This is a genomic window from Erythrobacter sp. (assembly GCF_024305245.1).
In the GTDB taxonomy this organism is placed as follows: domain Bacteria; phylum Pseudomonadota; class Alphaproteobacteria; order Sphingomonadales; family Sphingomonadaceae; genus Erythrobacter.
The window spans coordinates 1-23,118 of record NZ_JAMWYX010000011.1; the positions used below are offsets into that span (position 1 = coordinate 1).

The 23,118-nt window shown below is 64.3% G+C and carries 25 protein-coding genes, 1 tRNA gene, 1 other RNA gene and 1 pseudogene; 12 read left to right on the forward strand and 16 right to left on the reverse strand.

Annotation, left to right across the window (positions count from 1 at the left end; all coding sequences use genetic code 11):
- The 5 genes and pseudogenes from rnpB to Q0L48_RS13840 all read right to left on the reverse strand — a co-directional run.
- An RNA gene (gene rnpB / locus Q0L48_RS13820) (RNase P RNA component class A) lies at nucleotides 1-321 on the reverse strand; the annotation flags it as partial.
- Nucleotides 322-368: 47 nt separating this feature from the next.
- A complete protein-coding gene (locus Q0L48_RS13825; protein WP_296721910.1) occupies nucleotides 369-1,100 on the reverse strand; it encodes an N-acetylmuramoyl-L-alanine amidase in 732 nt (243 codons plus the stop codon).
- A 10-nt stretch (nucleotides 1,101-1,110) separates the two neighbouring features.
- Complete coding sequence (locus Q0L48_RS13830) at nucleotides 1,111-1,764, reverse strand: histidine phosphotransferase family protein (protein WP_296721912.1); 654 nt, start codon at nucleotides 1,762-1,764, stop codon at nucleotides 1,111-1,113.
- A gap of 146 nt (nucleotides 1,765-1,910) precedes the next feature.
- The gene (locus Q0L48_RS13835; protein WP_367274046.1) at nucleotides 1,911-2,288 is read right to left on the reverse strand and encodes a M67 family metallopeptidase; all 378 of its coding nucleotides are present in this window, start codon (nucleotides 2,286-2,288) and stop codon (nucleotides 1,911-1,913) included.
- A gap of 105 nt (nucleotides 2,289-2,393) precedes the next feature.
- Nucleotides 2,394-2,603, reverse strand: a pseudogene (locus tag Q0L48_RS13840) (GIY-YIG nuclease family protein); the annotation flags it as partial.
- A 63-nt stretch (nucleotides 2,604-2,666) separates the two neighbouring features.
- Between Q0L48_RS13840 and Q0L48_RS13845 the strand changes: the two are divergent.
- Both Q0L48_RS13845 and rpoH read left to right on the forward strand, forming a co-directional pair.
- A complete protein-coding gene (locus Q0L48_RS13845) occupies nucleotides 2,667-3,620 on the forward strand; it encodes an RluA family pseudouridine synthase (protein WP_296721914.1) in 954 nt (317 codons plus the stop codon).
- A 113-nt stretch (nucleotides 3,621-3,733) separates the two neighbouring features.
- On the forward strand, nucleotides 3,734-4,639 hold the full coding sequence (gene rpoH / locus Q0L48_RS13850) for an RNA polymerase sigma factor RpoH (RefSeq protein ID WP_296721915.1): 906 nt from the start codon (nucleotides 3,734-3,736) through the stop codon (nucleotides 4,637-4,639).
- 262 nt (nucleotides 4,640-4,901) lie between these two features.
- Here the strand turns inward: rpoH and Q0L48_RS13855 are convergent, their stop codons facing one another.
- Nucleotides 4,902-6,239 (reverse strand): M20 family metallopeptidase, encoded by a 1,338-nt coding sequence (locus Q0L48_RS13855; RefSeq protein WP_296721917.1) that lies wholly within the window; start codon nucleotides 6,237-6,239, stop codon nucleotides 4,902-4,904.
- Between the two features lie 105 nt (nucleotides 6,240-6,344).
- Between Q0L48_RS13855 and mtgA the strand changes: the two genes are divergently transcribed.
- The 5 genes from mtgA (at nucleotide 6,345) to Q0L48_RS13880 (ending at nucleotide 10,060) form a co-directional block, all read left to right on the forward strand.
- Nucleotides 6,345-7,016, forward strand: coding sequence for a monofunctional biosynthetic peptidoglycan transglycosylase (gene mtgA, locus Q0L48_RS13860; protein WP_296721919.1), 672 nt, complete (start codon nucleotides 6,345-6,347; stop codon nucleotides 7,014-7,016).
- Between the two features lie 7 nt (nucleotides 7,017-7,023).
- Nucleotides 7,024-7,977, forward strand: coding sequence for a cation diffusion facilitator family transporter (locus Q0L48_RS13865; protein WP_296721921.1), 954 nt, complete (start codon nucleotides 7,024-7,026; stop codon nucleotides 7,975-7,977).
- Nucleotides 7,977-8,564, forward strand: a complete 588-nt coding sequence (locus Q0L48_RS13870; protein ID WP_296721922.1) for a sigma-70 family RNA polymerase sigma factor — start codon at nucleotides 7,977-7,979, stop codon at nucleotides 8,562-8,564. The genes Q0L48_RS13865 and Q0L48_RS13870 overlap by 1 nt, the downstream gene beginning before the upstream one ends.
- On the forward strand, nucleotides 8,561-9,361 hold the full coding sequence (locus tag Q0L48_RS13875) for an anti-sigma factor (protein WP_296721924.1): 801 nt from the start codon (nucleotides 8,561-8,563) through the stop codon (nucleotides 9,359-9,361). Before Q0L48_RS13870 ends, Q0L48_RS13875 begins: the two co-directional genes overlap by 4 nt.
- Before the next feature lie 144 nt (nucleotides 9,362-9,505).
- On the forward strand, nucleotides 9,506-10,060 hold the full coding sequence (locus Q0L48_RS13880; RefSeq protein ID WP_296721926.1) for a fasciclin domain-containing protein: 555 nt from the start codon (nucleotides 9,506-9,508) through the stop codon (nucleotides 10,058-10,060).
- 115 nt (nucleotides 10,061-10,175) lie between these two features.
- Here Q0L48_RS13880 and Q0L48_RS13885 read toward each other — a convergent pair whose 3' ends face one another.
- The 4 genes from Q0L48_RS13885 to Q0L48_RS13900 form a co-directional block, all read right to left on the reverse strand.
- Complete coding sequence (locus tag Q0L48_RS13885; RefSeq protein WP_296721928.1) at nucleotides 10,176-10,400, reverse strand: hypothetical protein; 225 nt, start codon at nucleotides 10,398-10,400, stop codon at nucleotides 10,176-10,178.
- Between the two features lie 116 nt (nucleotides 10,401-10,516).
- On the reverse strand, nucleotides 10,517-11,782 hold the full coding sequence (clpX, locus tag Q0L48_RS13890) for an ATP-dependent Clp protease ATP-binding subunit ClpX (protein WP_296721930.1): 1,266 nt from the start codon (nucleotides 11,780-11,782) through the stop codon (nucleotides 10,517-10,519).
- Nucleotides 11,779-12,012, reverse strand: a complete 234-nt coding sequence (locus tag Q0L48_RS13895; protein ID WP_296722107.1) for a hypothetical protein — start codon at nucleotides 12,010-12,012, stop codon at nucleotides 11,779-11,781. Before Q0L48_RS13895 ends, clpX begins: the two co-directional genes overlap by 4 nt.
- Nucleotides 11,981-12,685 (reverse strand): ATP-dependent Clp protease proteolytic subunit, encoded by a 705-nt coding sequence (locus Q0L48_RS13900; RefSeq protein WP_296721932.1) that lies wholly within the window; start codon nucleotides 12,683-12,685, stop codon nucleotides 11,981-11,983. Before Q0L48_RS13900 ends, Q0L48_RS13895 begins: the two co-directional genes overlap by 32 nt.
- Before the next feature lie 176 nt (nucleotides 12,686-12,861).
- Between Q0L48_RS13900 and Q0L48_RS13905 the strand changes: the two genes are divergently transcribed.
- A complete protein-coding gene (locus tag Q0L48_RS13905) occupies nucleotides 12,862-14,394 on the forward strand; it encodes an amidase (RefSeq protein ID WP_296721934.1) in 1,533 nt (510 codons plus the stop codon).
- A gap of 18 nt (nucleotides 14,395-14,412) precedes the next feature.
- Here Q0L48_RS13905 and tig read toward each other — a convergent pair whose 3' ends face one another.
- Entirely contained in the window at nucleotides 14,413-16,020 is a 1,608-nt protein-coding gene (tig, locus tag Q0L48_RS13910) for a trigger factor (RefSeq protein ID WP_296721935.1), read from the reverse strand.
- 79 nt (nucleotides 16,021-16,099) lie between these two features.
- Nucleotides 16,100-16,184: transfer RNA gene (locus Q0L48_RS13915), tRNA-Leu, on the reverse strand.
- A 141-nt stretch (nucleotides 16,185-16,325) separates the two neighbouring features.
- On the opposite strand from Q0L48_RS13915, the gene Q0L48_RS13920 reads away from it, so the two are divergent.
- The 3 genes from Q0L48_RS13920 (at nucleotide 16,326) to Q0L48_RS13930 (ending at nucleotide 18,617) form a co-directional block, all read left to right on the forward strand.
- Nucleotides 16,326-16,637: a DUF3297 family protein gene (locus Q0L48_RS13920; protein ID WP_296721937.1), complete on the forward strand. Its 312-nt coding sequence runs from the start codon at nucleotides 16,326-16,328 to the stop codon at nucleotides 16,635-16,637.
- A gap of 76 nt (nucleotides 16,638-16,713) precedes the next feature.
- Nucleotides 16,714-18,126 (forward strand): ribosome biogenesis GTPase Der, encoded by a 1,413-nt coding sequence (gene der / locus Q0L48_RS13925; RefSeq protein WP_296721938.1) that lies wholly within the window; start codon nucleotides 16,714-16,716, stop codon nucleotides 18,124-18,126.
- Nucleotides 18,126-18,617, forward strand: a complete 492-nt coding sequence (locus Q0L48_RS13930; protein ID WP_296721939.1) for a DUF2721 domain-containing protein — start codon at nucleotides 18,126-18,128, stop codon at nucleotides 18,615-18,617. Before der ends, Q0L48_RS13930 begins: the two co-directional genes overlap by 1 nt.
- Nucleotides 18,618-18,697: 80 nt before the next feature.
- Here Q0L48_RS13930 and bfr read toward each other — a convergent pair whose 3' ends face one another.
- From bfr to Q0L48_RS13950, 4 genes are all read right to left on the reverse strand, one after another.
- Nucleotides 18,698-19,180: a bacterioferritin gene (gene bfr, locus Q0L48_RS13935; protein ID WP_296721940.1), complete on the reverse strand. Its 483-nt coding sequence runs from the start codon at nucleotides 19,178-19,180 to the stop codon at nucleotides 18,698-18,700.
- A 147-nt stretch (nucleotides 19,181-19,327) separates the two neighbouring features.
- Nucleotides 19,328-19,519 (reverse strand): ferredoxin, encoded by a 192-nt coding sequence (locus Q0L48_RS13940; RefSeq protein WP_296721942.1) that lies wholly within the window; start codon nucleotides 19,517-19,519, stop codon nucleotides 19,328-19,330.
- A 214-nt stretch (nucleotides 19,520-19,733) separates the two neighbouring features.
- Nucleotides 19,734-21,029 (reverse strand): DUF418 domain-containing protein, encoded by a 1,296-nt coding sequence (locus Q0L48_RS13945; RefSeq protein WP_296721944.1) that lies wholly within the window; start codon nucleotides 21,027-21,029, stop codon nucleotides 19,734-19,736.
- 63 nt (nucleotides 21,030-21,092) lie between these two features.
- Nucleotides 21,093-22,112, reverse strand: a complete 1,020-nt coding sequence (locus Q0L48_RS13950; RefSeq protein ID WP_296721946.1) for an SPOR domain-containing protein — start codon at nucleotides 22,110-22,112, stop codon at nucleotides 21,093-21,095.
- Nucleotides 22,113-22,397: 285 nt separating this feature from the next.
- On the opposite strand from Q0L48_RS13950, the gene Q0L48_RS13955 reads away from it, so the two are divergent.
- The gene (locus Q0L48_RS13955; protein ID WP_072673181.1) at nucleotides 22,398-23,117 is read left to right on the forward strand and encodes a ParA family protein; all 720 of its coding nucleotides are present in this window, start codon (nucleotides 22,398-22,400) and stop codon (nucleotides 23,115-23,117) included.
- The last annotated feature ends 1 nt before the right edge of the window (nucleotide 23,118 follow it).

A 23,118-nucleotide genomic window follows, 5' to 3' on the forward strand; every position in this document is an offset into this window, starting at 1 on the left:
CAGCCAACCCGGGCCTGCTCGGGGCGAAACACCCCTGCCCGCCTTGCGGCGAGCGCGCGGCCCCTATTCGGCCTTGCTCCGGGTGGGGTTTGCCATGCGGTTGCTGTTGCCAGCCCCCCGGTGCGCTTTTACCGCACCCTTTCACCCTTGCCTGTGCGCCTCTTGCGAGGAGCCATCGGCGGTTTGCTCTCTGTGGCACTTTCCCTTGCCTCCCCGAAGGGAGACCGGCGGGCGTTACCCGCCACCCTTGTTTCGTGGAGCCCGGACTTTCCTCGCGCACCCCGCTCTCGCAAGGATACACGCGGCTGCCTCAGGCCCCCTGATGCACGGGGATATAGGCGCTGTTCAGGTCGTAGGAAAGCCCCGCTTTACCGCGTCCGTCCCTGATCGCGGTCGAGCAGCAATTGCCACAGGATCGCGGCGATCTCGCCGTCGACCACACCGGTGATGCATTCGGGCCGCCAGCGCCGCTCGAATGCTTCGACTGCCTTGCGCTGATCGGTGATGTCGTACCCGAACCGTTCGAGCGCGAGGAAGAACACGCGTTCGTTGTGGAACGGATCGCCCGCCGCCAGGCTGGTGGGGCGCGGCAGGCACAGCTTGTATTCGGCCAGCCGCTCCCACGGGAACAGTTCGCCCGGATCGATCTTGCGCATCGGCGCGACGCAGGAATGGCCGACCACATTGGCGCGCGGGATGTTGTATTGCCGCACGATTCGCGCCAGCAGCGGGATCAGCGCCGAGATTTGCGGTTCGGCAAACGAACGGTAGCCGAGCGCATGGCCGGGATGGTCCAGCTCGATCCCGATGCTGGCCGAGTTCACATCCGGCAGTCCGCGCCAGAACGATTGGCCCGCGTGCCAGGCGCGGCGCTCTTCGGGCACCAGCCGGATCACTTCGCCTTCTTCGGTAATGCAGTAATGCGCGCTGACCGAGGCTTCGGGATCGCACATCCGTTCCAGCGCGGTCTCGACCGGCTTCATCTCGGTGTAGTGCAGCACCACCATGCTGATCGGCGCAGCGCGTTCATTGTGGTTTGGCGAGGGAACCTCGCGGTGAACCAGCTCCTCGTCGCCTCCCGGTCCTATGCCCCCCAGCATCGACCCGGCCCTAGCCGATCAAGCCATCGGGCTCGGGTAATACTGCGCCAAGCACCAGTACCCCCTCCCCGAGCTTGTATTGCAATCCGCCGTCCAGTTCCTCGGCCACCAGCGCGATCATATGTGCGGCGGCGGTGCGGCTGGTGATCTCGGCCTGCGCCAGATCGCCCTGCAACGCGCGGCCGATGGTTTCATCGAAGGCAATCCGGTCACCGCGTGCGCGTGCGACGATCTCCACCGCACCGTCGCGCCGCTCGGCTCCGATATCCAGCGTGCCCCCGCGCACCAGCGCATCCAATGCAATTTGCGCGAGGTTGAGCAGCACCTTGACCGCAGGCTTGGGCAGGCTGGGATCGTTGATCGCCCAGTTGATCTCGACCCGCTTGCCCCCGGCGGCGAGCGCATCGATCACCGACTTGGCTTCCTCGATCGGGATCGCTTCGCCGAAACCGCCCGCCGCACCGAAGGCGAGGCGGAAGAACTTCAGCTTGTCGGTGCTGACCCGCGCCGATTGTTCGAGCAATTCCATGCAGCGCGCGCGCATTTCGGGGTCCTGCTCCTCGGCGAGCAGTTCCAGCCCGTTGGCCAGCGCCCCGACAGGCGAAAGCATGTCGTGGCACAGTCGCGAACACAGCAGCGCGGCAAGATCGGTCTGCGAAGTCATAGAAAGGGGATGGCCCAACCTTGTAGGAGACACATGAGACACTGTCTAAGGCCAAAAAACCCGCCTTGCCAACCGCTCACCTGCACTGGGCCGACAGAATGCGCGGAAAAGAAGAGAAGATGCATGGGCATCGGCACGATTTAGGGTCAGATGACGAGGTAGGAAAGCGCTGCAAAGCCTTCGCCCGTATCCCGCCAGAACATGACTTCGTCCGCAGCGATGATCGCCCACACCCGCCCGTCACCCGCTGCCATCGCGCGGTCGGTGCTGCTGGGAACGGGTTCGCCGGTGGGATGCGAGTGGAAATAGCCGATCACCTGCGGCCCACCCGCCCGCGCGGCCCGGTGCGCGTCGATCAGGGCCTGCGGATCGATCTCGAAATGGGTGCCGGGCGCGGGGTGGATATTGGCGGCGGCGCGAGCCTCGTCGATGCGCGCGTCCTCGCCCAATAGCAGCCCGCAGACCTCATTCGGGAATGCCGCACGGGCGGCGGCCAGCATCGCGGCATGGGCCTTCCCCACCACCTCCAGATCCGTTCGCCCTGAGCTTGTCGAAGGGCTGCTTTTCTTTTTGGCAAGCCGCGAGATCGCATCCCAATCGCCCCGGATCAACGCGAGCTTTTTGGCCCGTGACCAGCCCTTGATCTGCATTTCGGCTGAAATGGCCTCATACCGGGTCGGAAACTCCTGCGACCAGACCAACTCAACCGGCAAGCGGTCTCTGGTGAAGCCTGGCACTAAACCTGACGAATGCTGGCCAATCCGCCGTTCCAGATCATCGGTATGACCTGTGTAGAATTTGCCGCCCCGGCAATGGAGCATGTAAGCCCAGAACGACATAGAAGACAGCTAAGTGAAAGACGGCCCTTCGACAAGCTCAGGGCGAACGGTTAGGGGCGTGATGTGAGCGAACCACAGATCATCACCGGCACCATCCCGGCTCCCGCCCGCATCGACAAGGCGCTGGCCGAGGCGACGGGCTTTACCCGCTCGCGTGTGCAGGGGTTGATCGATCAGGGGCGGGTCGATGTTGCGGGGAAGACTGCCACGGCGGCTTCGATGAAGGTCGCAGCCGGCACGCCGTTTCGCATCATCGTTTCCGCCGCCATGCCGGCCGAGGCTGCGCCCGAAGACATTCCGCTGGTGGTCGCCTACGAAGACGAACACCTGATCGTGATCGACAAGCCGGCGGGCATGGTGGTCCACCCGGCGGTGGGCAATATCACCGGAACGCTGGTCAATGCACTGCTGCACCACTGCCGGGGGCGGCTCTCCGGGATCAACGGCGTCGCCCGCCCCGGCATCGTCCACCGCATCGACAAGGACACCTCCGGGCTGCTGGTGGTCGCCAAATCCGATGCCGCGCACGAAGGGCTCGCCGTGCAGTTCGCCGCACACACAGTTCACCGCCGCTACATCGCCGTGTGCGCCGGGCACCCCTCGCCCGCTGCAGGGACGATCGATGCGCGCGTCGGGCGGTCGGATGCCGACCGAAAGAAAATGACCGTGCTGCCAAACAATTCCTCACGCGGGAAAACCGCGATCACCCATTACAAGGTGACTCAACGGCTGGATGAGGCTTCGCTGATCGAATGCCGCCTGGAAACCGGGCGGACCCACCAGATCCGCGTTCACTTTGCGTCAATCGGTCATCCGCTATTGGGAGACCCTGTCTATGGACGCACCCCCAAACCGCTCCGCCCGCTGCTCGATACGCTCGGCTTCGCCCGTCAGGCGCTGCACGCAGCGGAATTGGGGTTCGTTCACCCGAAAAGCGGCGAAACGCTCCGATTAGCGGCCGATCTGCCCCCCGACATGGCGGAACTCATCGACCAACTGGGACGTTCTAATCGATGAAATGCGCATACATCGGCCCGGTTTTGGCGTATATGTAACCACGTGGCCCAGTTCGCCGGATGCCCATCAGGGGTCCGGTGCAAGCGGTCGACATCAGAAAGGTTAGGAAACAAGTGCCCAAAGCAAAAACCCCTTCGGTCCCGGCCCTCAGCGGCGAGCAGAGCCTCAACCGCTATCTGTCGGAAATCAGGAAGTTCCCGGTTCTCACCGCCGAGCAGGAATACATGCTCGCCAAACGCTATCAGGAACACGAGGATTCAGAGGCCGCCGCGCAGCTGGTGACGAGCCACCTCCGTCTCGTCGCTAAGATCGCGATGGGATATCGCGGCTATGGCCTGCCGGTCGCCGATCTCATTTCCGAAGGCAATGTCGGCCTGATGCAGGGCGTCAAGAAATTCGAACCCGATCGCGGCTTCCGCCTCGCGACCTACGCGATGTGGTGGATCAAGGCGTCGATCCAGGAATTCATCCTGCGGTCGTGGAGCCTCGTGAAGATGGGCACCACCGCCGCGCAGAAGAAGCTGTTCTTCAACCTGCGCCGGATGAAAAAGCAGCTCGAAGCCTACGAAGACACCGATCTCAGCCCCGCGGACTTGACCAAGATCGCGACCGATCTGGGCGTGCCGGAGCAGGAAGTCGTCAACATGAACCGCCGGATGATGATGGGCGGCGACGGCTCGCTCAACACGCCGATGCGCGGTGGCGAGGAAGGCTCGGGCGAATGGCAGGACTGGCTGACCGATGATCGCCCGCTGCAGGACGAAACGGTCGCCGACGCCGAGGAATCGCAGATGCGCCACCAGATGCTGACCGAAGCGATGGACAGCCTCAACGAACGCGAACGCCACATTCTCACCGAACGTCGCTTGACCGAAAAGCCGCAGACGCTGGAGGAATTGTCGCAGGTCTACGAAGTCAGCCGCGAACGCATCCGCCAGATCGAAGTGCGCGCTTTCGAAAAGCTGCAAAAGGCAATGCAGCGGATCGCGGGTGAGCGGCTGCTGCCGGGGATCGCGTAATTTGTTTGGAGCGAGAGCGCGTCCGCGCTCTCGCTTCCTCGCTCACGCGGCCTAGAGGCCACGTCGCTGCGGGCGGCCTTGCAGGTATACTTTGCACGTCTGCGCCTTCGGCTCCGACTCCGGCCTTGCGGTTCGCCTTTGACGAACCGGTGAGTTCTTCAACGAAGACGAAAGAGGGCGCTGCGGGTGATCGTAGCGCCCTTTTTCATGTTGTAGCGGCAATGTTTCACGTGAAAAATTTATGGAACATCGCCGTCGCGCATTAATCCGCCGGCGCCAGATCCAGCACCGCCGCCACCATCGCCCGCGTGCCCAGCGTCACGCTCTCCTTGGGCGCGATCTTGAACAGCGGGGAGTGGTGGCCCGCCACCGCCGCGCCGCCGTTCGCCGCCGCGTCGAACGCCGCCTGCGGGGTCCCGCCGACCGCGAAGTAATAGCCCGGAACGCCGGTTTCCTCGGACACGAAATAGGTGAAATCCTCTGCCCCCATGGTCTGCTGCACGAACGGCACCACCGCTGCTTCGCCCAGTTCGCGCTGCATCACCGCGTTGAGCCGCCGGGCAAGTTCGGGGTTGTTGTAGGTGACGGGCGTGCCGGAAACCTTGGTGACCTCGACCGGCATCGTGTCGGGCAGGCCGTGGGCCTTGCCGATATTGACGGCGAGCCGCTCGATCGCCGCAAAAGCAGCCGCGCGGACGGTCTCGTCATTGGCGCGCACCGTCACCTGCAGCTTGGCCTCGTCGGAGATGATGTTGTGCTTGGATCCGGCGTGGAACGAACCGACCGTCACCACCACCGGATCCAATGGACCGACTTCGCGGCTGTCGATCGATTGCAGCGCGGTGACGATCTGCGCGGCGATATAGACCGGGTCCTTGCCCAGATGCGGCGACGCGCCGTGGGTGCCGATCCCCGGCACGCGGATATCGACCGCGTCCGAGCTGGAATACTGGATGCCTTCCGCAGCCGAGACCTTGCCGGTCGCAAGATTGGCGGCAACGTGGAACGCGAGCGCATGGTCGGGCTTGCCGAACCGTTCGTACAGCCCGTCGGCCAGCATCGCCTTGGCCCCGCGCACGCCTTCTTCGGCGGGCTGGACCACGAACATCAGCGTGCCGCGCCACTGGTCCTTCATCGCCGCCAGCCGCCGCGCGGTGCCGACCATGGCGGTGATGTGCACATCATGCCCGCAGGCGTGCATCACCGGATATTCCTTGCCGTCCTCGCCGATCTGCAGCGCCTTGGAAGCATAGGCGAGCCCGGATTTCTCCTGCACCGGCAAGCCGTCCATATCGGCGCGCAGCAGGATCAGCGGGCCATCGCCGTTCTTCATGATGCCGACCACGCCGGTCTTGCCGACCCCTGTCGTCACGTCCATCCCGACGGCGCGCAGTTCGGCAGCCATCCGCGCCGCGGTGGCGTTTTCGAGGAACGAGAGTTCCGGGTTCTGATGGAAATGGGTAAATAGCGGCGCGAGATAGCTGTCGTAATCCGTTTCGACCGCGCGCGCGGTTTCGGCATCTTCGGCCCAGGCCGGGCTTGCGGACATAGCGGCGGCAAGCACGGCCGCGCTGGCGGCGGCGGCATGGAACAGGCGCATCGGATAGTCTCCCCTGGTTGCTTTGCGCACAGGTAGCCCTGCCCTTGCCCGCGGTGCAAGCAGCGATGCTTCCCCGCTGCCGACGACTTCGCTAAGGCTGCGCGCATGGCCCTTCGCATCGCCCGCATTTTCGGCAAGATCATCCTGTGGTTCGTCGGCATCACCGTGCTGCTGGTGGTCGCCTTCAAATGGCTGCCCGTCCCCGTCACCGCGACCATGGTGATGGATGAAAACGGCATCACCAAGGATTGGGAAAGCCTCGACAATATCGACCGCAATCTGGTGTCGGCAGTGATCGCGGCGGAGGATTCGCGGTTTTGCGAGCATTCCGGTTTCGACGCCGAAGCGATCGAGCAGGCGCTGGAGGAACGGCTGGCAGGAACGCGCCAACGCGGCGGATCGACGATCAGCCAGCAGACCGCCAAGAACGTGTTCCTGTGGCAAGGCGGCGGGTGGTTCCGCAAAGGGGTAGAGGCGTGGTTCACCTTCTGGATCGAAGCGCTGTGGAGCAAGCGGCGGATCATGGAGGTTTACCTCAACGTCGCCGAAACCGGCATCGGCACCTATGGCGCGGAGGCCGGAGCACAGCGGTATTTCAACCATTCCGCCGCGCGTCTGACCGCCGACGAAGCGAGCCGCATGGCCGCTGCCCTGCCCAGCCCCAAGAAACGCAGCGTCAAGAACCCCGGCGGGTGGCTGGCCCGCCACGGCAACAGCATCGAACGCCGGATCGGCATCGTCAGGCGTGACGGCCTCGATTCCTGCGTCTACAATTAGACCCAGCATGGCCCACGCGCACGCCCATCATCATCACGATCACGCCGGCAATGGCGGTCCCCACGGCCATCAGCACGGCCATCAGCACGGGCACCACCACGCGCCGGCCGATTTCGGGCGGGCCTTCGCGATCGGGATCACACTCAATCTCGTGTTTGTCGTGGTCGAGGCGGCAGCCGGGTTCATCTACGGTTCGATGGCGCTGGTCGCCGATGCCGGGCACAACCTGTCGGACGTGCTGGCGCTGGCGCTCGCATGGGTCGCCGCGATTGCCGCGCGCCGGCCACCTGCCGGCCGGTTCACCTATGGCTACAAAAGCTCCACCATCCTCGCCGCGCTGGCCAATGCGCTGCTGCTGGCGATCGCGATCGGGGCGATATTGTTCGAGACCGTAAACCGCCTGATGGAGCCCGCCGAACCGCAGGGCATGGCGATGATCGTGGTTGCCGGGATCGGGATCGCGATCAACGCGTTGACGGCCATGCTGTTCGTGCGTGGTCAACAGGATCTCAATATCCGCGGAGCCTATCTCCACATGGTGGCCGATGCGCTGGTGTCGCTTGGCGTGGTGCTGGCGGGCGTGGCGATCCTGCTGACCGGCCTTGCATGGATCGATGCGGCGGTCAGTCTGGTGATCGTTGCGGTGATCGCGTGGAGCACCTGGGGGCTGGCGCGCGACAGCGTGGCAATGGGGATGCTGGCTGTCCCGGCAGGCATCGACCTTGGCGAAGTGCGCCGCCACCTTGCCGGGCTGGACGGCGTGGCGGCCGTACACGATCTTCACGTCTGGCCGATGTCGACCACCGGAACCGCGCTCACCGCACATCTGGTGATGCCGGTGCGCCCGGCCTCGGACGGCTTCCTGCACGATGTCGCGGCGGGCCTGCGGGAACGGTTCGGGGTGGATCACGCCACGCTCCAGATCGAAAGCGACGAACACCTGTGCGAGCAGGGTTGCTGATGGCCGCGCGCCCCCGCCCTGCCAGCGCCGAAGCGCGCGATGCCCTGCGCGATGCCATGGCGCGCCTCGCCGCGGGCGATCAGGCGGCGCTCGAAGAAATCTATCGCATGACGCGGGTGAAGCTGTTCGGCATTACCTTGCGTATATTGGGCGACAGGAAGGAAGCCGAGGACGCCTTGCAAGACGTCTACATCAATCTCTGGCAGCGGGCCGACCGCTATGATCCCGCGCGGGCTAGCCCGATTTCGTGGTTGGCGACCTTTGCCCGCAATCGCGCGATTGATCGGTTGCGCACCGGCAAGGTGCGCGGCGGATCGGTCGGGATCGAGGAAGCCGCCCCGCTTCCCGACGAATCCCCGCTTGCCGACGCACTGCTGGTTGATGCGGAGCAGGCAGCGCAGATCCACAAATGCATCGCCGGGCTGGACGAACGCACGCAGACCCACATCCGGGCGGCGTTCTTCGACGGGCAGACCTATGCCCAACTGGCCGAACAGGCGGATGTGCCGCTGGGCACGATGAAAAGCTGGATTCGCCGCGGGCTGCAACGCCTGCGCGCCTGCCTCGAAGCGAGTGAGAAGGCATGAGCGGCGCCGACGAAACCATCCCCGAAAACGCGGGGCCAAACGACGTGCCGCGCGATGATCCGATGATCGCGGCGGAATGGGCGCTGGGCCTGCTGGAGGGCGAGGAGCTGCTCGCTGCGCGCGGCAAATATGCGACCGATCCCGACTTTGCATGGCGCAAGGAATGGTGGGACAACTGGTTCGCCCCCTGGACCGACGACATGGCCGGGGCGGCGGAACCGGGCGCGCATGTGTGGGATGGCATCGCCGCACGGGTCGGCGGGCAACAGGGCGCAGGCAGCGGCCCGGTGGCCAACCCATCGGCACTTGGCAGCGAAGTGATCGAACTCAAGGCGCGGCTGCATCGCTGGCGCTGGATCGCCGGGCTCAGCTCGGCGGCTGCAGCGGTCGCGCTGGCTCTGCTCGCCTTCGCCCCCGGCAATGCGCCGGGCGAAGCGCCCCCGCAGATCGCTGCCGCCGAGCCGATGATCGCGACCGTGCCGATCGGCGACACCGGGCTGCGGCTCGATGTGACCTATATTCCCGAAAGCGAACGGATGCTGGTCGCCGCCATCGGCCTGACGGCTGACGGCGTGCACGATCACGAATTGTGGCTGGTGTCCGATGATGGCAGCGCGGCAAGATCGCTCGGGGTGGTCGCGCCGGGCGAAGTGCGCAGCATGACCTTGCCGCAGGATATCGCTGCGCAGATGCACGACGGCGCGCGCGTGCTGCTGACCCGCGAGCCGATCGGCGGCAAGCCCGAAGGCATCGACGCCGGGCCGGTGGTGGCCGAGGGCGCTTTTACCCGCGTCTGACGCGATCTCGCTTCGCCGCAGCAATGCGGCGCTTCATCCGTACCGACGATTTATCACGCATCCGCCGCATCCGCCGGGCCGTAGCTGGCTGTGCAAGCGGGAGGGGCTTGCAGACGAGATATTCCCCATAAGGAGAACCCTACTGTGACCCCCACGACCAAATTCACCGCCATCATCGCCGCCGCGCTCGCCGCCACCACCGGCGTGGTCGCCGCACCTGCGCTGGCCGATCATCACAAGGAAATGAAGGCCGAAGCCAACATCGTCGAAACCGCGATGGGCACCGGCATGCACAACACACTGGTCGCCGCCGTGAAGGCCGCCGATCTGGTCGATACGCTCGCCAGCCCCGGCCCGTTCACCGTGTTTGCGCCGACCGACGCCGCTTTTGCCAAGCTGCCCGCCGGCACCGTGGAAACGCTCGTGAAGCCCGAAAACAAGGGCACGCTGACATCGATCCTCACCTATCACGCCGTCGCCGGCAAGGTGACCGCCGGTGACCTGATCAAGCTGATCAACGATAACGGCGGCAAAGCCACGATCCCCACTGTTGCAGGAGGCACGCTGACCGCGATGCTTGAGGGCGGCAATGTTGTGATCACCGATGCCAAGGGCGGCAAGACCACCGTGGTCAAGGCCGACGTCATGACCTCGAACGGCGTGATTCACGTCACCGACGGCGTGTTCATGCCCGCCTGATCGCACAAGCGTCCAACCTTTGGCGTCGCCCTGATACCCCATCCCCCTCCCCCCTGAGGGGCGGCGCTGATCCCGACCCCGTCCGGCCTACCTCCATTGGCCGGGCGGGGTTTTGCTATCTGGGGAGCCAACGGCGCATTTTTGAATGAAGTAGAGCTACGAGCGGCGGATCCATGAAACCGTATTCGTCAGGGATGCCGAGCACCACGACCTGCTTGTCCTTGAGCGCGAGACGGTAATTGGTCTGCAGCTTGCGGCGATGCGCGCGCTCCATCACGAATATGATGTCGGCCCATGCAACCTGTTCTTCGGTCAGGTGTTCGTCCGCATCGCGGCTCATCCCCGCCGAGAGTGTTTCCACACCAGGTACGGCGGCGAAGACATGCTCCGCTGTAGGACTTCGCAGCCGGTTCTTGCCGCAGACGAAAAGGAAGCGCGAAGGTCGCTCCGAAGCGATTACGCCGCCTCTTCCTTCTTCTCTTCGCCGCCGATCACGCGGATCGGCTCTTTCTTGCCTTCGACCACTTCCTTGTCGATCACGATTTCGGTCACGCCGTCCATGTCGGGCAGGTCGAACATCGTGTCGAGCAGCAGGCCTTCGACGATAGAGCGCAGGCCGCGTGCGCCGGTCTTGCGCTTGATCGCGCGTTCGGCAATCGCCTGAAGCGCGTCGGGTGTGAAGGTCAGCTCCACGTCTTCCAGCTCGAACAGCTTCCGGTACTGCTTGACCAGCGCGTTCTTCGGCTCGCTCAGGATCGTCACCAGCGCAGCAATATCGAGATCGTGCAGCGTGGCGATCACCGGCAGACGACCGACGAATTCGGGGATCAGACCGAACTTGAGCAGATCCTCAGGCTCGCTCTTTTCGAGCAGTTCGCCCACGCGGCGCTTGTCCGGGTCGGCGACATGCGCGCCGAAGCCGATGCTGCGCTTCTGCAGACGGTCGCCGATGATCTTGTCCAGCCCGGCGAACGCGCCGCCGCAGATGAACAGGATGTTGGTGGTGTCGACCTGCAGAAACTCCTGCTGCGGATGCTTGCGCCCGCCCTGCGGCGGCACGCTGGCAGTGGTGCCTTCCATCAGCTTGAGCAGCGCCTGCTGCACGCCCTCGCCGCTCACGTCGCGGGTGATCGAGGGGTTTTCGGCCTTGCGGGTGATCTTGTCGATCTCGTCGATGTAGACGATGCCGTGCTGGGCTTTCTCGACATTGTAGTCGGACGCCTGCAGCAGCTTGAGGATGATGTTCTCCACATCCTCGCCCACATAACCCGCTTCGGTCAGCGTGGTCGCGTCGGCCATGGTGAAAGGCACATCGAAGGTGCGCGCCAGCGTCTGCGCCAGCAGCGTCTTGCCCGAACCGGTCGGGCCGACCAGCAGGATGTTGGACTTGGCCAGTTCGACATCGCTCGATTTGCTCGAATGCTTCAGCCGCTTGTAGTGGTTGTGCACCGCGACCGAGAGCACGCGCTTCGCCCGGTCCTGACCGATCACGTAATCGTTCAGGGTGGTGAAGATATCCATCGGCGTGGGGATCTCGCCTTCCTTCTTGCCGGCGATCCCTGCCTTGGTTTCCTCGCGGATGATGTCGTTGCACAGCTCGACGCATTCATCGCAGATGAACACGGTGGGGCCGGCGATAAGCTTGCGCACCTCGTGCTGCGACTTCCCGCAGAAGCTGCAATAGAGGGTGCTCTTGCTGTCGGATCCGCTCAATTTGGTCATTCCTGTGTCCTCAAATCCACACGCAAAAGCATAGCAATGCCGCGTGCGGATTCGGTAAATGTATCCATGGCACCAGATGAATCAACACATGGCGCGATATTTAATGCCGCCGGCATGGTGCCAGCGTCGATGAAAGGCCGGAAAATGGGCGGCGCTTCGGTGGCTGTCCCGGCCCGGGGCAGGTCAAGGGCGCGCTGCTTATTCAGGCGCGCCGCCCGATCCGCTTTCATCCCCGGTTTCTTCGTTTTCCGGGCGCGTTTCGAAGACCTTGTCCACGATTCCGAAGGCCTTGGCTTCCTCGGCTTCGAGGAAGGTGTCGCGGTCCATCGCCTTTTCGATTTCCTCGAGGCTGCGGCCGGTGAACTTCACGTAGAGGTCGTTCATGCGGCTGCGGATACGCAGGATCTCGCGCGCCTGGATTTCGATATCCGACGCCATCCCGCGCGCGCCGCCCGACGGCTGGTGCACCATGATTCGCGCATTCGGCAGCGCAATCCGCATCCCCGGCTCGCCCGCGGCCAGCAGGAAGCTGCCCATGCTGGCGGCCTGCCCCATGCAGACAGTCGATACGCGCGGCTTGATGTACTGCATCGTGTCGTAGATCTGCAGACCAGCGGTCACCACGCCGCCGGGCGAGTTGATGTACATGCTGATCGGCTTGGACGGGTTTTCGCTTTCGAGGAACAGCAGCTGCGCCGTCACCAGGCTGGCCATGCCGTCTTCGATCTGCCCGGTGACGAACACGATGCGTTCGCGCAGCAGGCGGCTGAAGATGTCGAAGCTGCGTTCGCCCCGGCTGGTCTGTTCGACCACCACCGGCACCAGCGCGCCCGTGTAGGGGTCGCGCGTGAACTGGCCCTGGGTGCCGTAGGTTTCGCCGGAATTGCCGAGCAGGTCGATCATGGGAGGTTGTTGTCCTTCGTCAGTGTCGAAATGGCTATGTCGGAGGCGAGTATACAATTTCAAGAGCGTTTACCTTGTCGGCTGTGAATTGCCACCCGTAGCGAACCAACGCTTGGCAATCGGCCCAGCATGGCCCGCACTTGCGTTCCGGCGAAGATCGGGCAAACCTGTGCGCCATGATCACTCTCACCTTCGCGCGCCGCGCGCTTCCGTTGCTGCTTGCCGGTTACTCCGTCGCGGCTTTCGCACAAAACGACCAGACGCCTCCCGATCGCGAAGCGATGGCGGAAATGCTGGCGGTGGACGAATATGTCCTGCGCATTCAGGCGCTCGACGACAACGGACCGCGGCTGAATGCGGTGATCGATTACGATCCCGCCGCCTCGGTCAAGGCGCGCCAGCAGGCGGGCGTCGGGCCGCTGCGCGGTCGCACCGTGCTGGTGAAGGACAATATCGAGACCGCCGGATTCCCGACCACTGCGGGCAGCCTGGCGCTGAAGGGCAACATGACCGGGCGCGATGCGCCGCTGATCGCCAACCTGCGCGCAGGCGGCGGCGTGGTGCTGGGCAAGACCAACCTGTCCGAATGGGCCAATATCCGCTCCGACGGGTCGAGCAGCGGGTGGAGCGCGGTGGGTGGCCTGACCAAGAATCCCTACGCCATCGACCGCAACACCTGCGGATCATCGTCCGGCAGCGGCGCGGCGGTGGCGGCGGGGTTTGCGTGGGGCGCGATCGGGACGGAAACCAATGGTTCGATCACCTGCCCGGCCAGCATCAACGGCATCGTCGGGTTCAAACCCAGCGTCGGGATCGTCAGCCGCACCCATGTCGTGCCGATTTCCAGCACGCAGGATACCGCCGGGCCGATGACCCGCACGGTGTATGATGCCGCGCTGCTGCTGACCGCGATGGCGGGCGAGGACCCGGCCGATGCGGTGACGCTGACTGCGCAGCGCGTAGCCGATTACACCGCCGGGCTCGACACCGCATCGCTTCAGGGCGTGCGGATCGGGGTGATGCGCGGACAGGTGGGCAACCGCGAAGACCTCAAAGGAGTATTCCAGAACGCGCTCGCCGATCTGGAGCGGGCGGGCGCGGTGCTGGTCGATATCGACTTCAAACCCGATGCGCAGATGTACGAGGACAGCTTCACCGTGCTGATGTTCGAACTGCGCGAGGAGATGGGCAAATACCTCGCCGCACTCCCTGCCTTTGCCGGAGAGCAGACCCCGCGCAGTCTGGCCGATCTGATCGCGTTCAACGTGGCCAATGCCGATTCCGAGATGCGCTGGTTCGGGCAGGAATTGTTCGAACAGGCCGAGACCACCACCGACCGCGCCGCCTACGAAACCGCGCGCGCCAATGCGTTGCGGATCGCCGGGCCGGAAACGCTCGATACGCTGCTGGCCGACAACGACGTGCAATTCCTCGTCGTCCCGACGCGCGGCCCGGCGTGGACCACCGATCTGGTCAACGGCGACAACTTCAACGGCTCGGTCGGCTTCGGCAGCCCCTCCGCCATCGCGGGTTATCCGCATCTGACGGTGCCGATGGGCGGGATCGAAGGGCTGCCGGTCGGCCTCAGCATTCTGGGCGCGAAGTGGGACGATCACGGCGTGCTGAAAGCGGGCGCCGGATACGAAAAGGCGCGGACAGCAACACTGCCCGCGCCCACGTTTCGCGCATGGCGACCGGCGGAGCGCTAAACGCTCCGCCTTTCGCGATTACTTCTTGGCAGCGGCCTTCTTGGCCGGAGCCTTCTTGGCTGCGGGCTTTTCCGCAGGCTCGGCATCAGCCGCCTTCTTGGCCGGGGCCTTCTTGGCCGCAGGCTTGGCTTCCGCTTCGTCGCCTGCCTTCTTGGCGGGAGCCTTCTTGGCCGGAGCCTTTTTCGCAGCAGGCTTTTCTTCGGCAGCCGGAGCTTCCTCAGCCGCAGCGGCTTCCTTCTTGGCGGGCGCCTTTTTCTTGGCAGCGGCCTTCTTGGGCGCAGGCGAGGCGTCGGCGGTTTCTTCCGCTTCGATCGCGGCCTGAAGCTCCTCGACGGTCACTTCGCGCTCGGTCACTTCAGCCTTGTCGAACAGGAAGTCGACGACCTTGTCCTCGTACAGCGGCGCGCGCAGCTGGGCGGCGGCCATCGGTTCGGACTGGATGTATTCGACGAACCGCTGGCGATCCTCGGGGCGATACTGCTGGGCACCCTGCTGGATCAGCATGGACATTTCCTGCTGCGTCACCTCGACACCATTGGCTTGGCCGATTTCGGACAGCAACAACCCCAGACGCACGCGGCGTTCCGCGATCGACTTGTATTCGTCCTTTTCGTCTTCGATCTGCTTCAGCGCAGCCGCAGGATCCTCGTCATTCGCGGCTTCCTGCTGGAGCTGCTGCCAGATCTGAGCGAATTCCGCCTCGACCATGGTGCCGGGCACTTCGAAGCTGTGACCTGCCGCCAGCTGATCGAGCAGCGCGCGCTTCATCTGCGTGCGGGTCAGGCCGGCGGTCTGCTGTTCCAGCTGCGCCTTCATGATGTCCTTGAGCTTTTCGAGGCTGTCGAGGCCGAGGCTCTTGGCGAATTCTTCGTCGATCTGGGTTTCGGTTTCGACCTTCACTGCCTTCACGGTGATATCGAAGGTCGCATCCTTGCCCGCCAGATGTTCGGCCTGATATTCCGCCGGGAAGGTAACCGTGATGGTCTTTTCCTGACCGGTCTTCACGCCCACCAGCTGTTCTTCGAAACCGGGGATGAAGGTGCCCGAACCGAGCACCAGCGCCGCGTCTTCGGCCTTGCCGCCTTCGAACTCGACCCCGTCCAGCTTGCCGACGAAATCGATGATCAGCTGATCGCCGTCCGCCGCCTTCTTGGTCTTGGCCGCGTCCTTGTAGCTCTTGTTCTGTCCGGCGATTCCCTGCAGCGCCTCTTCGACCTGCGCGTCGGTAACCGGCACGACCAGCTTTTCCAGCGTGATCCCGTCGATGCTCGGCGTGTCGATCGCGGGCAGCACTTCGAGGCTGACGGTGATTTCGGCGTCCTTGCCCTGCTGGTAATCTTCACCCAGCGCGATCTGCGGCTGCATCGCGGGGCGCAAGCCCTCGTCACGCATCAGCTTGTCGACCGATTCGCTGATGGTGTCGTTCACCACCTGCGCGTGCAGGGCTTCGCCGTGCATCTTCTTGACGAGGTTGGCGGGCACCTTGCCCGGACGGAAGCCGGGCATCCGCACTTGCGGCGCAACCTTCTTGATCTCGGCGTCGATCTTCGCGGTGAGATCGGCAGCGGGGATGGTGATCAGATAGGCGCGCTTGAGCCCTTCATTGACGGTCTGCTTGGTTTGCATAGGGACTGGTCTGAAGCCTTCTTGCCAAAAAATCCGTGGGTACGGCCCCATCCATGACAAATGCATTCCGGGGCGAATTTGGTGCGGGCGAAGGGACTCGAACCCCCACATCTTGCGATACCAGAACCTAAATCTGGCGCGTCTACCAATTTCGCCACGCCCGCATGCCCGAACGAAGCCGCGCGGGAAGCGATGGCCACCCGCGCGTATCAGTCGCCGCCCTTATCCCCCCAAACCCAAAAGGGCAAGCGCAACACGCCTGAAGTCGCTTGAAGCACGGGGGATTGGCGATTAAGGGCGCAGCGATGAGCGATCAACCTTCCGAAACCACACCCGCGGCGAACACCGGCGCGGATGTCCCGCCCGATCACCTCTCGGTCAATCCGCGCAGCGCGTTCTTCGACGCGGATAAACTGCAGCGCGGCATCGGTATCCGGTTCAAGGACCGGGTGCGCACCGATGTCGAGGAATATTCGATCTCCGAAGGCTGGGTGCGGGTGCAGGCGGGCAAGGCGGTCGATCGCAAGGGGCAGCCGCTGACGATCAAGCTGACCGGCCCGGTCGAGGCGTGGTTCGAGGATCTGGGCGACAGCCCGCCGGTCGCCCGCAAGGATTAGGTCGCAAAGGTAAGGGGGCGGGCCACACTTCCGCGCCGCTTGCCAAATCGGGGATTTGCGCCCACTTGGCGGCAATATGTCCTCCTTGAAGAAGCCCGAAGTCGTCATCATCGGCCGACCCAATGTCGGCAAGTCCACGCTGTTCAACCGGCTGGTGGGCAAGAAGCTCGCCCTCGTCGACGATCAGCCCGGCGTCACGCGTGACCGGCGGATGGGCGATGCCGACATTGCGGGCCTGCATTTCACCGTGGTCGATACCGCCGGGTGGGAAGACGAGGACGCGCACACCCTGCCCGGCCGGATGCGGATGCAGACCGAGGCCAGCCTCGAAGGCGCGGACGCCGCGCTGTTCGTGATCGACGCGCGTGCCGGCCTGACCCCGCTCGACACGGAAATCGCCCGCTACCTGCGCGAACAATCGGTGCCGGTGGTGGTGGTCGCCAACAAGGCCGAAGGGTCTGCGGGCGAACACGGGGTGATCGAATCCTACGCGCTCGGCCTCGGCGATCCGGTGCCGCTGTCTGCGGAGCATGGCGAAGGCATCGCCGACCTGTTCGGCGGGCTGTTCCCGATCATCGGCAACCAGGCCGATCTGTACGAGGAAGCGCAGGAAATCGAAGCGGCCTATGCCGCCGCGATGGACGAGGAAGAGCGCCCGTCCGGTCCGCTGAAGCTGGCCATCGTCGGGCGGCCCAATGCGGGCAAATCCACGCTCATCAACCGCCTGCTGGGCGAAGACCGGCTGCTGACCGGGCCTGAGGCAGGCATTACCCGCGATTCGATTGCGATCGACTGGAAGTGGACCGACCCGAAGACCGGCGAGGTCCGCGACATCCGCCTGATCGACACCGCCGGGATGCGCAAGAAGCGCAATGTGACCGAAAAGCTCGAAAAGCTCTCGGTTGCCGATGCCAAGCGCGCCGTCGATTTTGCCGAGGTCGTGGTGCTGCTGCTCGATGCGACGCAGGGGCTGGAACATCAGGATCTCAAGATCGCCAGCCACGTCCTCGAAGAAGGCCGCGCGCTGATGATCGCGATCAACAAGTGGGACGTGGCCGAGGGTGCGAGCGGCCTGTTCAACGGTATCCGCGGCGCGCTGGACGATGGGCTGGCGCAGGTGCGCGGGCTGCCGCTGTTCGCGGTGTCGGCCAAGACCGGCAAGGGGCTCGACCAGATGCTGTCGGGCGCGTTCGAACTGCGCGACAGCTGGTCGAAGCGCGTCTCCACCGCCGCGCTCAACCGCTGGTTCGACGATGCGCTGGAAGCCAATCCCCCGCCCGCACCCGGTGGCAAGCGGATCAAGCTGCGTTACATCACGCAGGCCGGCACGCGCCCGCCGCGTTTCGTGATCTTCGGCAGCCGGCTCGACCAATTGCCCACCAGTTACGAACGCTATCTGATCAACGGCATCCGTGCCAAGCTCGGTTTCGATGCGGTGCCGGTGCGGGTCACGCTCAAATCTTCCAAGAACCCCTACGCCAAAGACTGATGCTGCTCGATCTCCTCGCCGCCACCGCGCAATCGCCCTTCGCGTTCGAAATTCTCGAGCGCACCGCCTCCACCCCGCGCGTGCAGCAAGTGGTCCAGCTGAGCCTTGCGCCCGCGTTCCTGCTGTCGGGCATCGGGGCGATCATGAACGTCATCATGAGCCGGATGATCTGGATCGCCCAGCGGATCGACAAGATCGAGGACGCGACCGAGGGCCAGCGTACCGACCGGCAAGAGAGCGAGCTGGACTGGCTGATGGGCCGCCGCCGCTTGATGCAGGGCGCGATCATGTTCTCGACCGCGTCCGCCGTGATCATCAGCGCGGTGATCGGGCTGCTGTTCATATCGGCCTATATCACCGCGCAGATCGGCACGCTGATCGCGTTCCTGTGGGTGCTGACGATGGCGCTGCTGGTGACCGGGCTGGCGTTCTTCCTGCGCGAAACGCGGATCGCGGCGCGCGGGGCGAAGCCAATCCAGGACAAGCAGTGAAGCGTGTTGGGCACGCGTAAAAAAGGGAGCAGAACCGCGAACCGGCCCTGCTCCCCTGATTTCAGCCCTGACTGATCGTCTCAGCTGTCGCCCGCAGGCGCGCTTTGCAGCTGGACGTAATTGTGCAGACCCATGCGATCGATCATCTCGAACTGGGTTTCGAGGAAGTCGACATGCTCTTCCTCGTTCTTGAGGATTTCCTCGAACAGCCCGGCCGAGGTGTGGTCCTTGACGCTGCGGGCATATTCCGCCGCATCTTTCAGCAGCGGGATCGCTTCGTGTTCGAGCGCGAGGTCGGCCTTCAGCACTTCCTCGACATTCTCGCCGACCTTCAGCTTGTGGATCGCTTGAAAGTTCGGGAGCGCTTCCAGGAACAGGATGCGTTCGGCCAGCTTGTCGGCGTGCTCCATTTCCTCGATCGATTCGTGGCGTTCGTAGGCTGCCAGCTTCTTCAGGCCCCAGTTGTCGAGCACGCGGTAATGCAGCCAGTACTGGTTGATCGCGGTCAGCTCGTTGGTGAGCGCCGCGTTGAGATAGTCGATGACTTTGGGATCGCCCTTCATGGCGGTTCCTCCTTGCGATAGATCAAAGCGCCTTGTGGCGTTGCGCCCTAGATAGACGCTACCGGGCTATGTCCGCAAGGGGCGGAAAAGAATTTTTCTTTGTGAATCAGCGGGTTGCGAGAGGTTCGCAATCGCGGGTGGCGGCGCCTATAGTGCGAATTCCTTGCAGCAGACGGCTGCGCGCTCCGCGTCGATGATCTCCTGCGCTTCATCAAGACATTGGCCGCAATTGGGCCGCTTGCCCAGTGTGGCGTAAGTCGCTTCGGCGTCGCCTTCGCAACTGACGGCCGCCTGACGCAAGTCAGTCTCACGAATGGCATTGCAGATACAGATGTACATGGCCGCCGAATCACTCCTGCGAGGCGTTTGCAGGAGCAATGTATGCGAGTTATTCTCAATAACAACTCTTTTGTGCGCCGCATCGCATCCGCGATGCGAAATCCTCGCTCATGCGACCTGAAGGCCGCGTCGCTGCGGGCGCGCGGTCGCGCTTGCAGTCGCCTTCGGCGACTGTTCCAGTACCTTTCGGGGGGCTTCCTCGGGCGCTTGACCCTCACTTCTTCAGCGGAAACATCTGCCGGTAGGTCAGGCAACGCCACAGCCATTCGAGCGGGCCGTAGCGATAGCGGTCGAGCCACGGCTTCGACCAGGCCAGCATCAACACCCAGGTCAGTGCCACGACGATGTAAAGCTGCGGGCGGTTCAATTCGCCGAACAGCCCCAGCGCCCAGCCGTGGAACACGAACATCATCACAATCGACGTACCGAGGTAATTGGTGAACGCCGCGCGCCCGGCCGCGCGCACCCGGTCGCCCAGCCAGCCGGTCGCGCCCGGTGCATAGACCACCAGCAGCGCCGCCAGCCCCAGCACCATCCACAGCCGCGGCAGCGGGCTCCAGCCGACGAAAGCGGCGAGCGTGCCGTAGTAACTGAAGCCGTCGGCCTGCATCGCCAATCCGATCGCCAGATGCGCCAGCCCGCCGAAAATCACCCCAACCCAGCCCCACAGCAGCATTTTGCCGCGCGCGAATCCGCCACTGAAGAAGCCGAGGCGATAGAGCGCCATGCCCAGCAGCATCAGCGGCAAGGTTTCGAATCCGAACAGAAGGGCGTTGAGCAGCGGTTCGCTCCATTGCTCGGTCAGCCGATGCATCACCAGCGTGCCGTAATCGCCCGCAGCGATCGCGGCGTTCGGCACGTCGCCGCGAGCGAGCGTTTCCTGCATACCGCTCTCCAGCCCGGCGCGGGCATCCGCCATTTCGGGACTGTCCCCCAGCGCGCCCGACATGACCACCCACGGCATCGACATCGCGGCGGCATAGAACAAAACACCCCCCATGTAGCCCGCCAAGCCAAGCCCCAACTGGGCCTTGATGCTCCAGCGGATGCAGGCGAGCGCGACGAAGCCGAACAGCGCATAATAGAACAGGATGTCGCCCGGCCAGATGAAGAAGAAATGCACCATCCCGAAGATCATCAGGATGAACAGGCGCCAAGCCTGAAGCTTGCGAGTGGCCCCGCGCGCCCAGGCTTTCTCCATGAACAGATACAGGCCTGCGCCGAAAAGCAGGGTGAACAGCCCGCGCATCTTGCCGTCGATCAGGATGAATTGTGCGATCCACATCCAACCGCCCGGATCGCCCGCGTCGACCTTGAAGGCGGCCGGGTACATATAGGCGTCGAACGGCTGGCCAAAGGCGACGATATTGGCGGCAAGGATGCCCATTACCGCCAGCCCGCGAATGAAATCGAGCGTGTCGATCCGTTCGCCCGCCGCCACCGGCGCAATTACCGGTTCGGTGTTTGTGAAAATGCCCTGTGCTTCACCCGCGCTAACTGCGTCATCCATGGCCGATCCCCCGCCTTGATTGAGCGGGCAATCTAGCAAGTCAGGCGCTTATGGAAAGCCCGCTCAGCCCTGACTGACGACCAGACAGGCCTGCCCCTGCCGCTTGAGGCTCGCACAGGCCTGTTGGGCGGCGGTCTTGCTGGCGAACCCGGTGGCCAGCAGGCGGGTAACCTTGCCGCTGGGAATGAGGGTCTTCTGCGTCCCCGCGAGCGCAGGATTGCCGGACAGCTTGTTCCACATCCGGTCGGCATTGCCCGCCACACCGAACGCGCCAAGCTGCACCCGCCAGGTGCCGATCGAGCGGGCGGCGGGCGCAGGCGTTGGCGTTGGCGTTGGCGCTGCGGCAACACGCACCGGCGCAGGTGCGGCAGCAGCAGTCATCGCGACCGGCGGCGAAACGGGCGTGGGCGCCGGAACGGGCATTGCCGCCGGGCCTTGGGACACCGCAGTCAACACTGCCGGACGCGGCTGCGCGGCAAGCGGTGCCGCCTGGCCAGACCCGAGTTCGGCGGCGGCCAATTCGGCACTGCGCTGGGCCTGCGCCTCGGCTTCGAGCTGGCGCGCAAGCGACTGCGCCTGCTGGCGCTGCACCAGCGGGACGAATTGGTCCATCTGCGCCACGGCATCCTGCGCCTGCGGCAGGCCCTGCCCTTGCGCCAAAGTCATCAGCGCATAGGCACGCACCCAGTCGCGCGGGGCGAAATCAGCGTTGAAATGAGACAGACCCAGCACATACTGCGCGCGCGGATCGCCGCGATCGGATGCGGCGCGAATCAGCGGCATCGCCTTTTCCTGCTCGCCTTCCTGAAACAGCATCAGCCCGTAATTGTCGGCGGCTTTCAGATGGCCGCGTCTGGCGGCCTCTTCGTAAAGACTGCGCGCGCGGGCATTGTCGGCATCGACCCCGCGACCAAGACGATAGGCCTGCGCCAGATTGAACAGCGCATCGGCATCGCCCGAAGCCGCAGGGCCCTGCCATTCGCCCACCGCGCGGGTGTAGTCGCCCTCACTCCAGGCATCGACACCGGCCTTCACGTCGGCCAGCACAGGGGTAGCAGCCAGCGCCAGCAGGGCTGTTGCCATGATCGCTTTGGTTCCTGACACCTTCATAGTCATCGCGCTCCTCGCATCATCCTGCGTATTCGCTGGCGCTTTCTTAAGCACAATAGGGTTAGCAAATACTTGCAGGGCGGGTGGATGTCCCCCTGAGCGGAAGCAAAGTGCAACCTGCCCATCCCGATGCTTGCAGCAAAGCACGCGACCTTAACCCAAAATTAGGGGTATCCTGCGATCCCTTGGACATCCAGCCGCAAGTCGGGGTCGCAATCGGGCGGTCCGTAGCGGAGTTTATCCAGGGGGACCCAAGCGTTGCGTGTACTCGCTTTGGCATCGCAGAAAGGCGGATCGGGGAAGACCACCCTATCCGGACATCTCGCCGTCCAGGCACAGCGTGCGGGCGCAGGCCCGGTCGTGCTGATCGATATCGATCCGCAGGGCTCGCTGGCCGACTGGTGGAACGAGCGTGAGGCGGAATATCCCGCCTTCGCCCAAACCACCGTCTCGCGGCTTGCAAACGACCTTCAGGTGCTGCGTCAGCAGGGCTTCAAGCTGGCCGTGATCGATACCCCGCCCGCAATCACCATGGCGATCCAGTCGGTCATTCAGGTGGCCGAGCTGATCGTGGTGCCGACCCGGCCTTCGCCGCACGATCTGCGCGCCGTGGGTGCCACGGTCGACCTGTGCGAACGTGCGGGCAAGCCGCTGGTGTTCGTCGTCAACGCGGCGACGCCCAAGGCCAAGATCACATCGGAAGCCGCCGTCGCGCTGTCGCAGCACGGCACCGTGGCCCCGATCACGCTGCACCACCGCACCGATTTCGCCGCCTCGATGATTGATGGCCGCACAGTGATGGAAGTCGATCCCGAAGGCCGCAGCGCCGCCGAGATCGCCGCATTGTGGCGCTACATCGCCGATCGGCTGGAGAAGAATTTCCGCCGCACCGTGTTTGCGCCCGCCCCCAATGGCGCGGTGCAGATGGGCGGCGTCCCGCGTCCGGCCGGCGGCTTCGGTCGCCGGGTGGCGCAGTAAG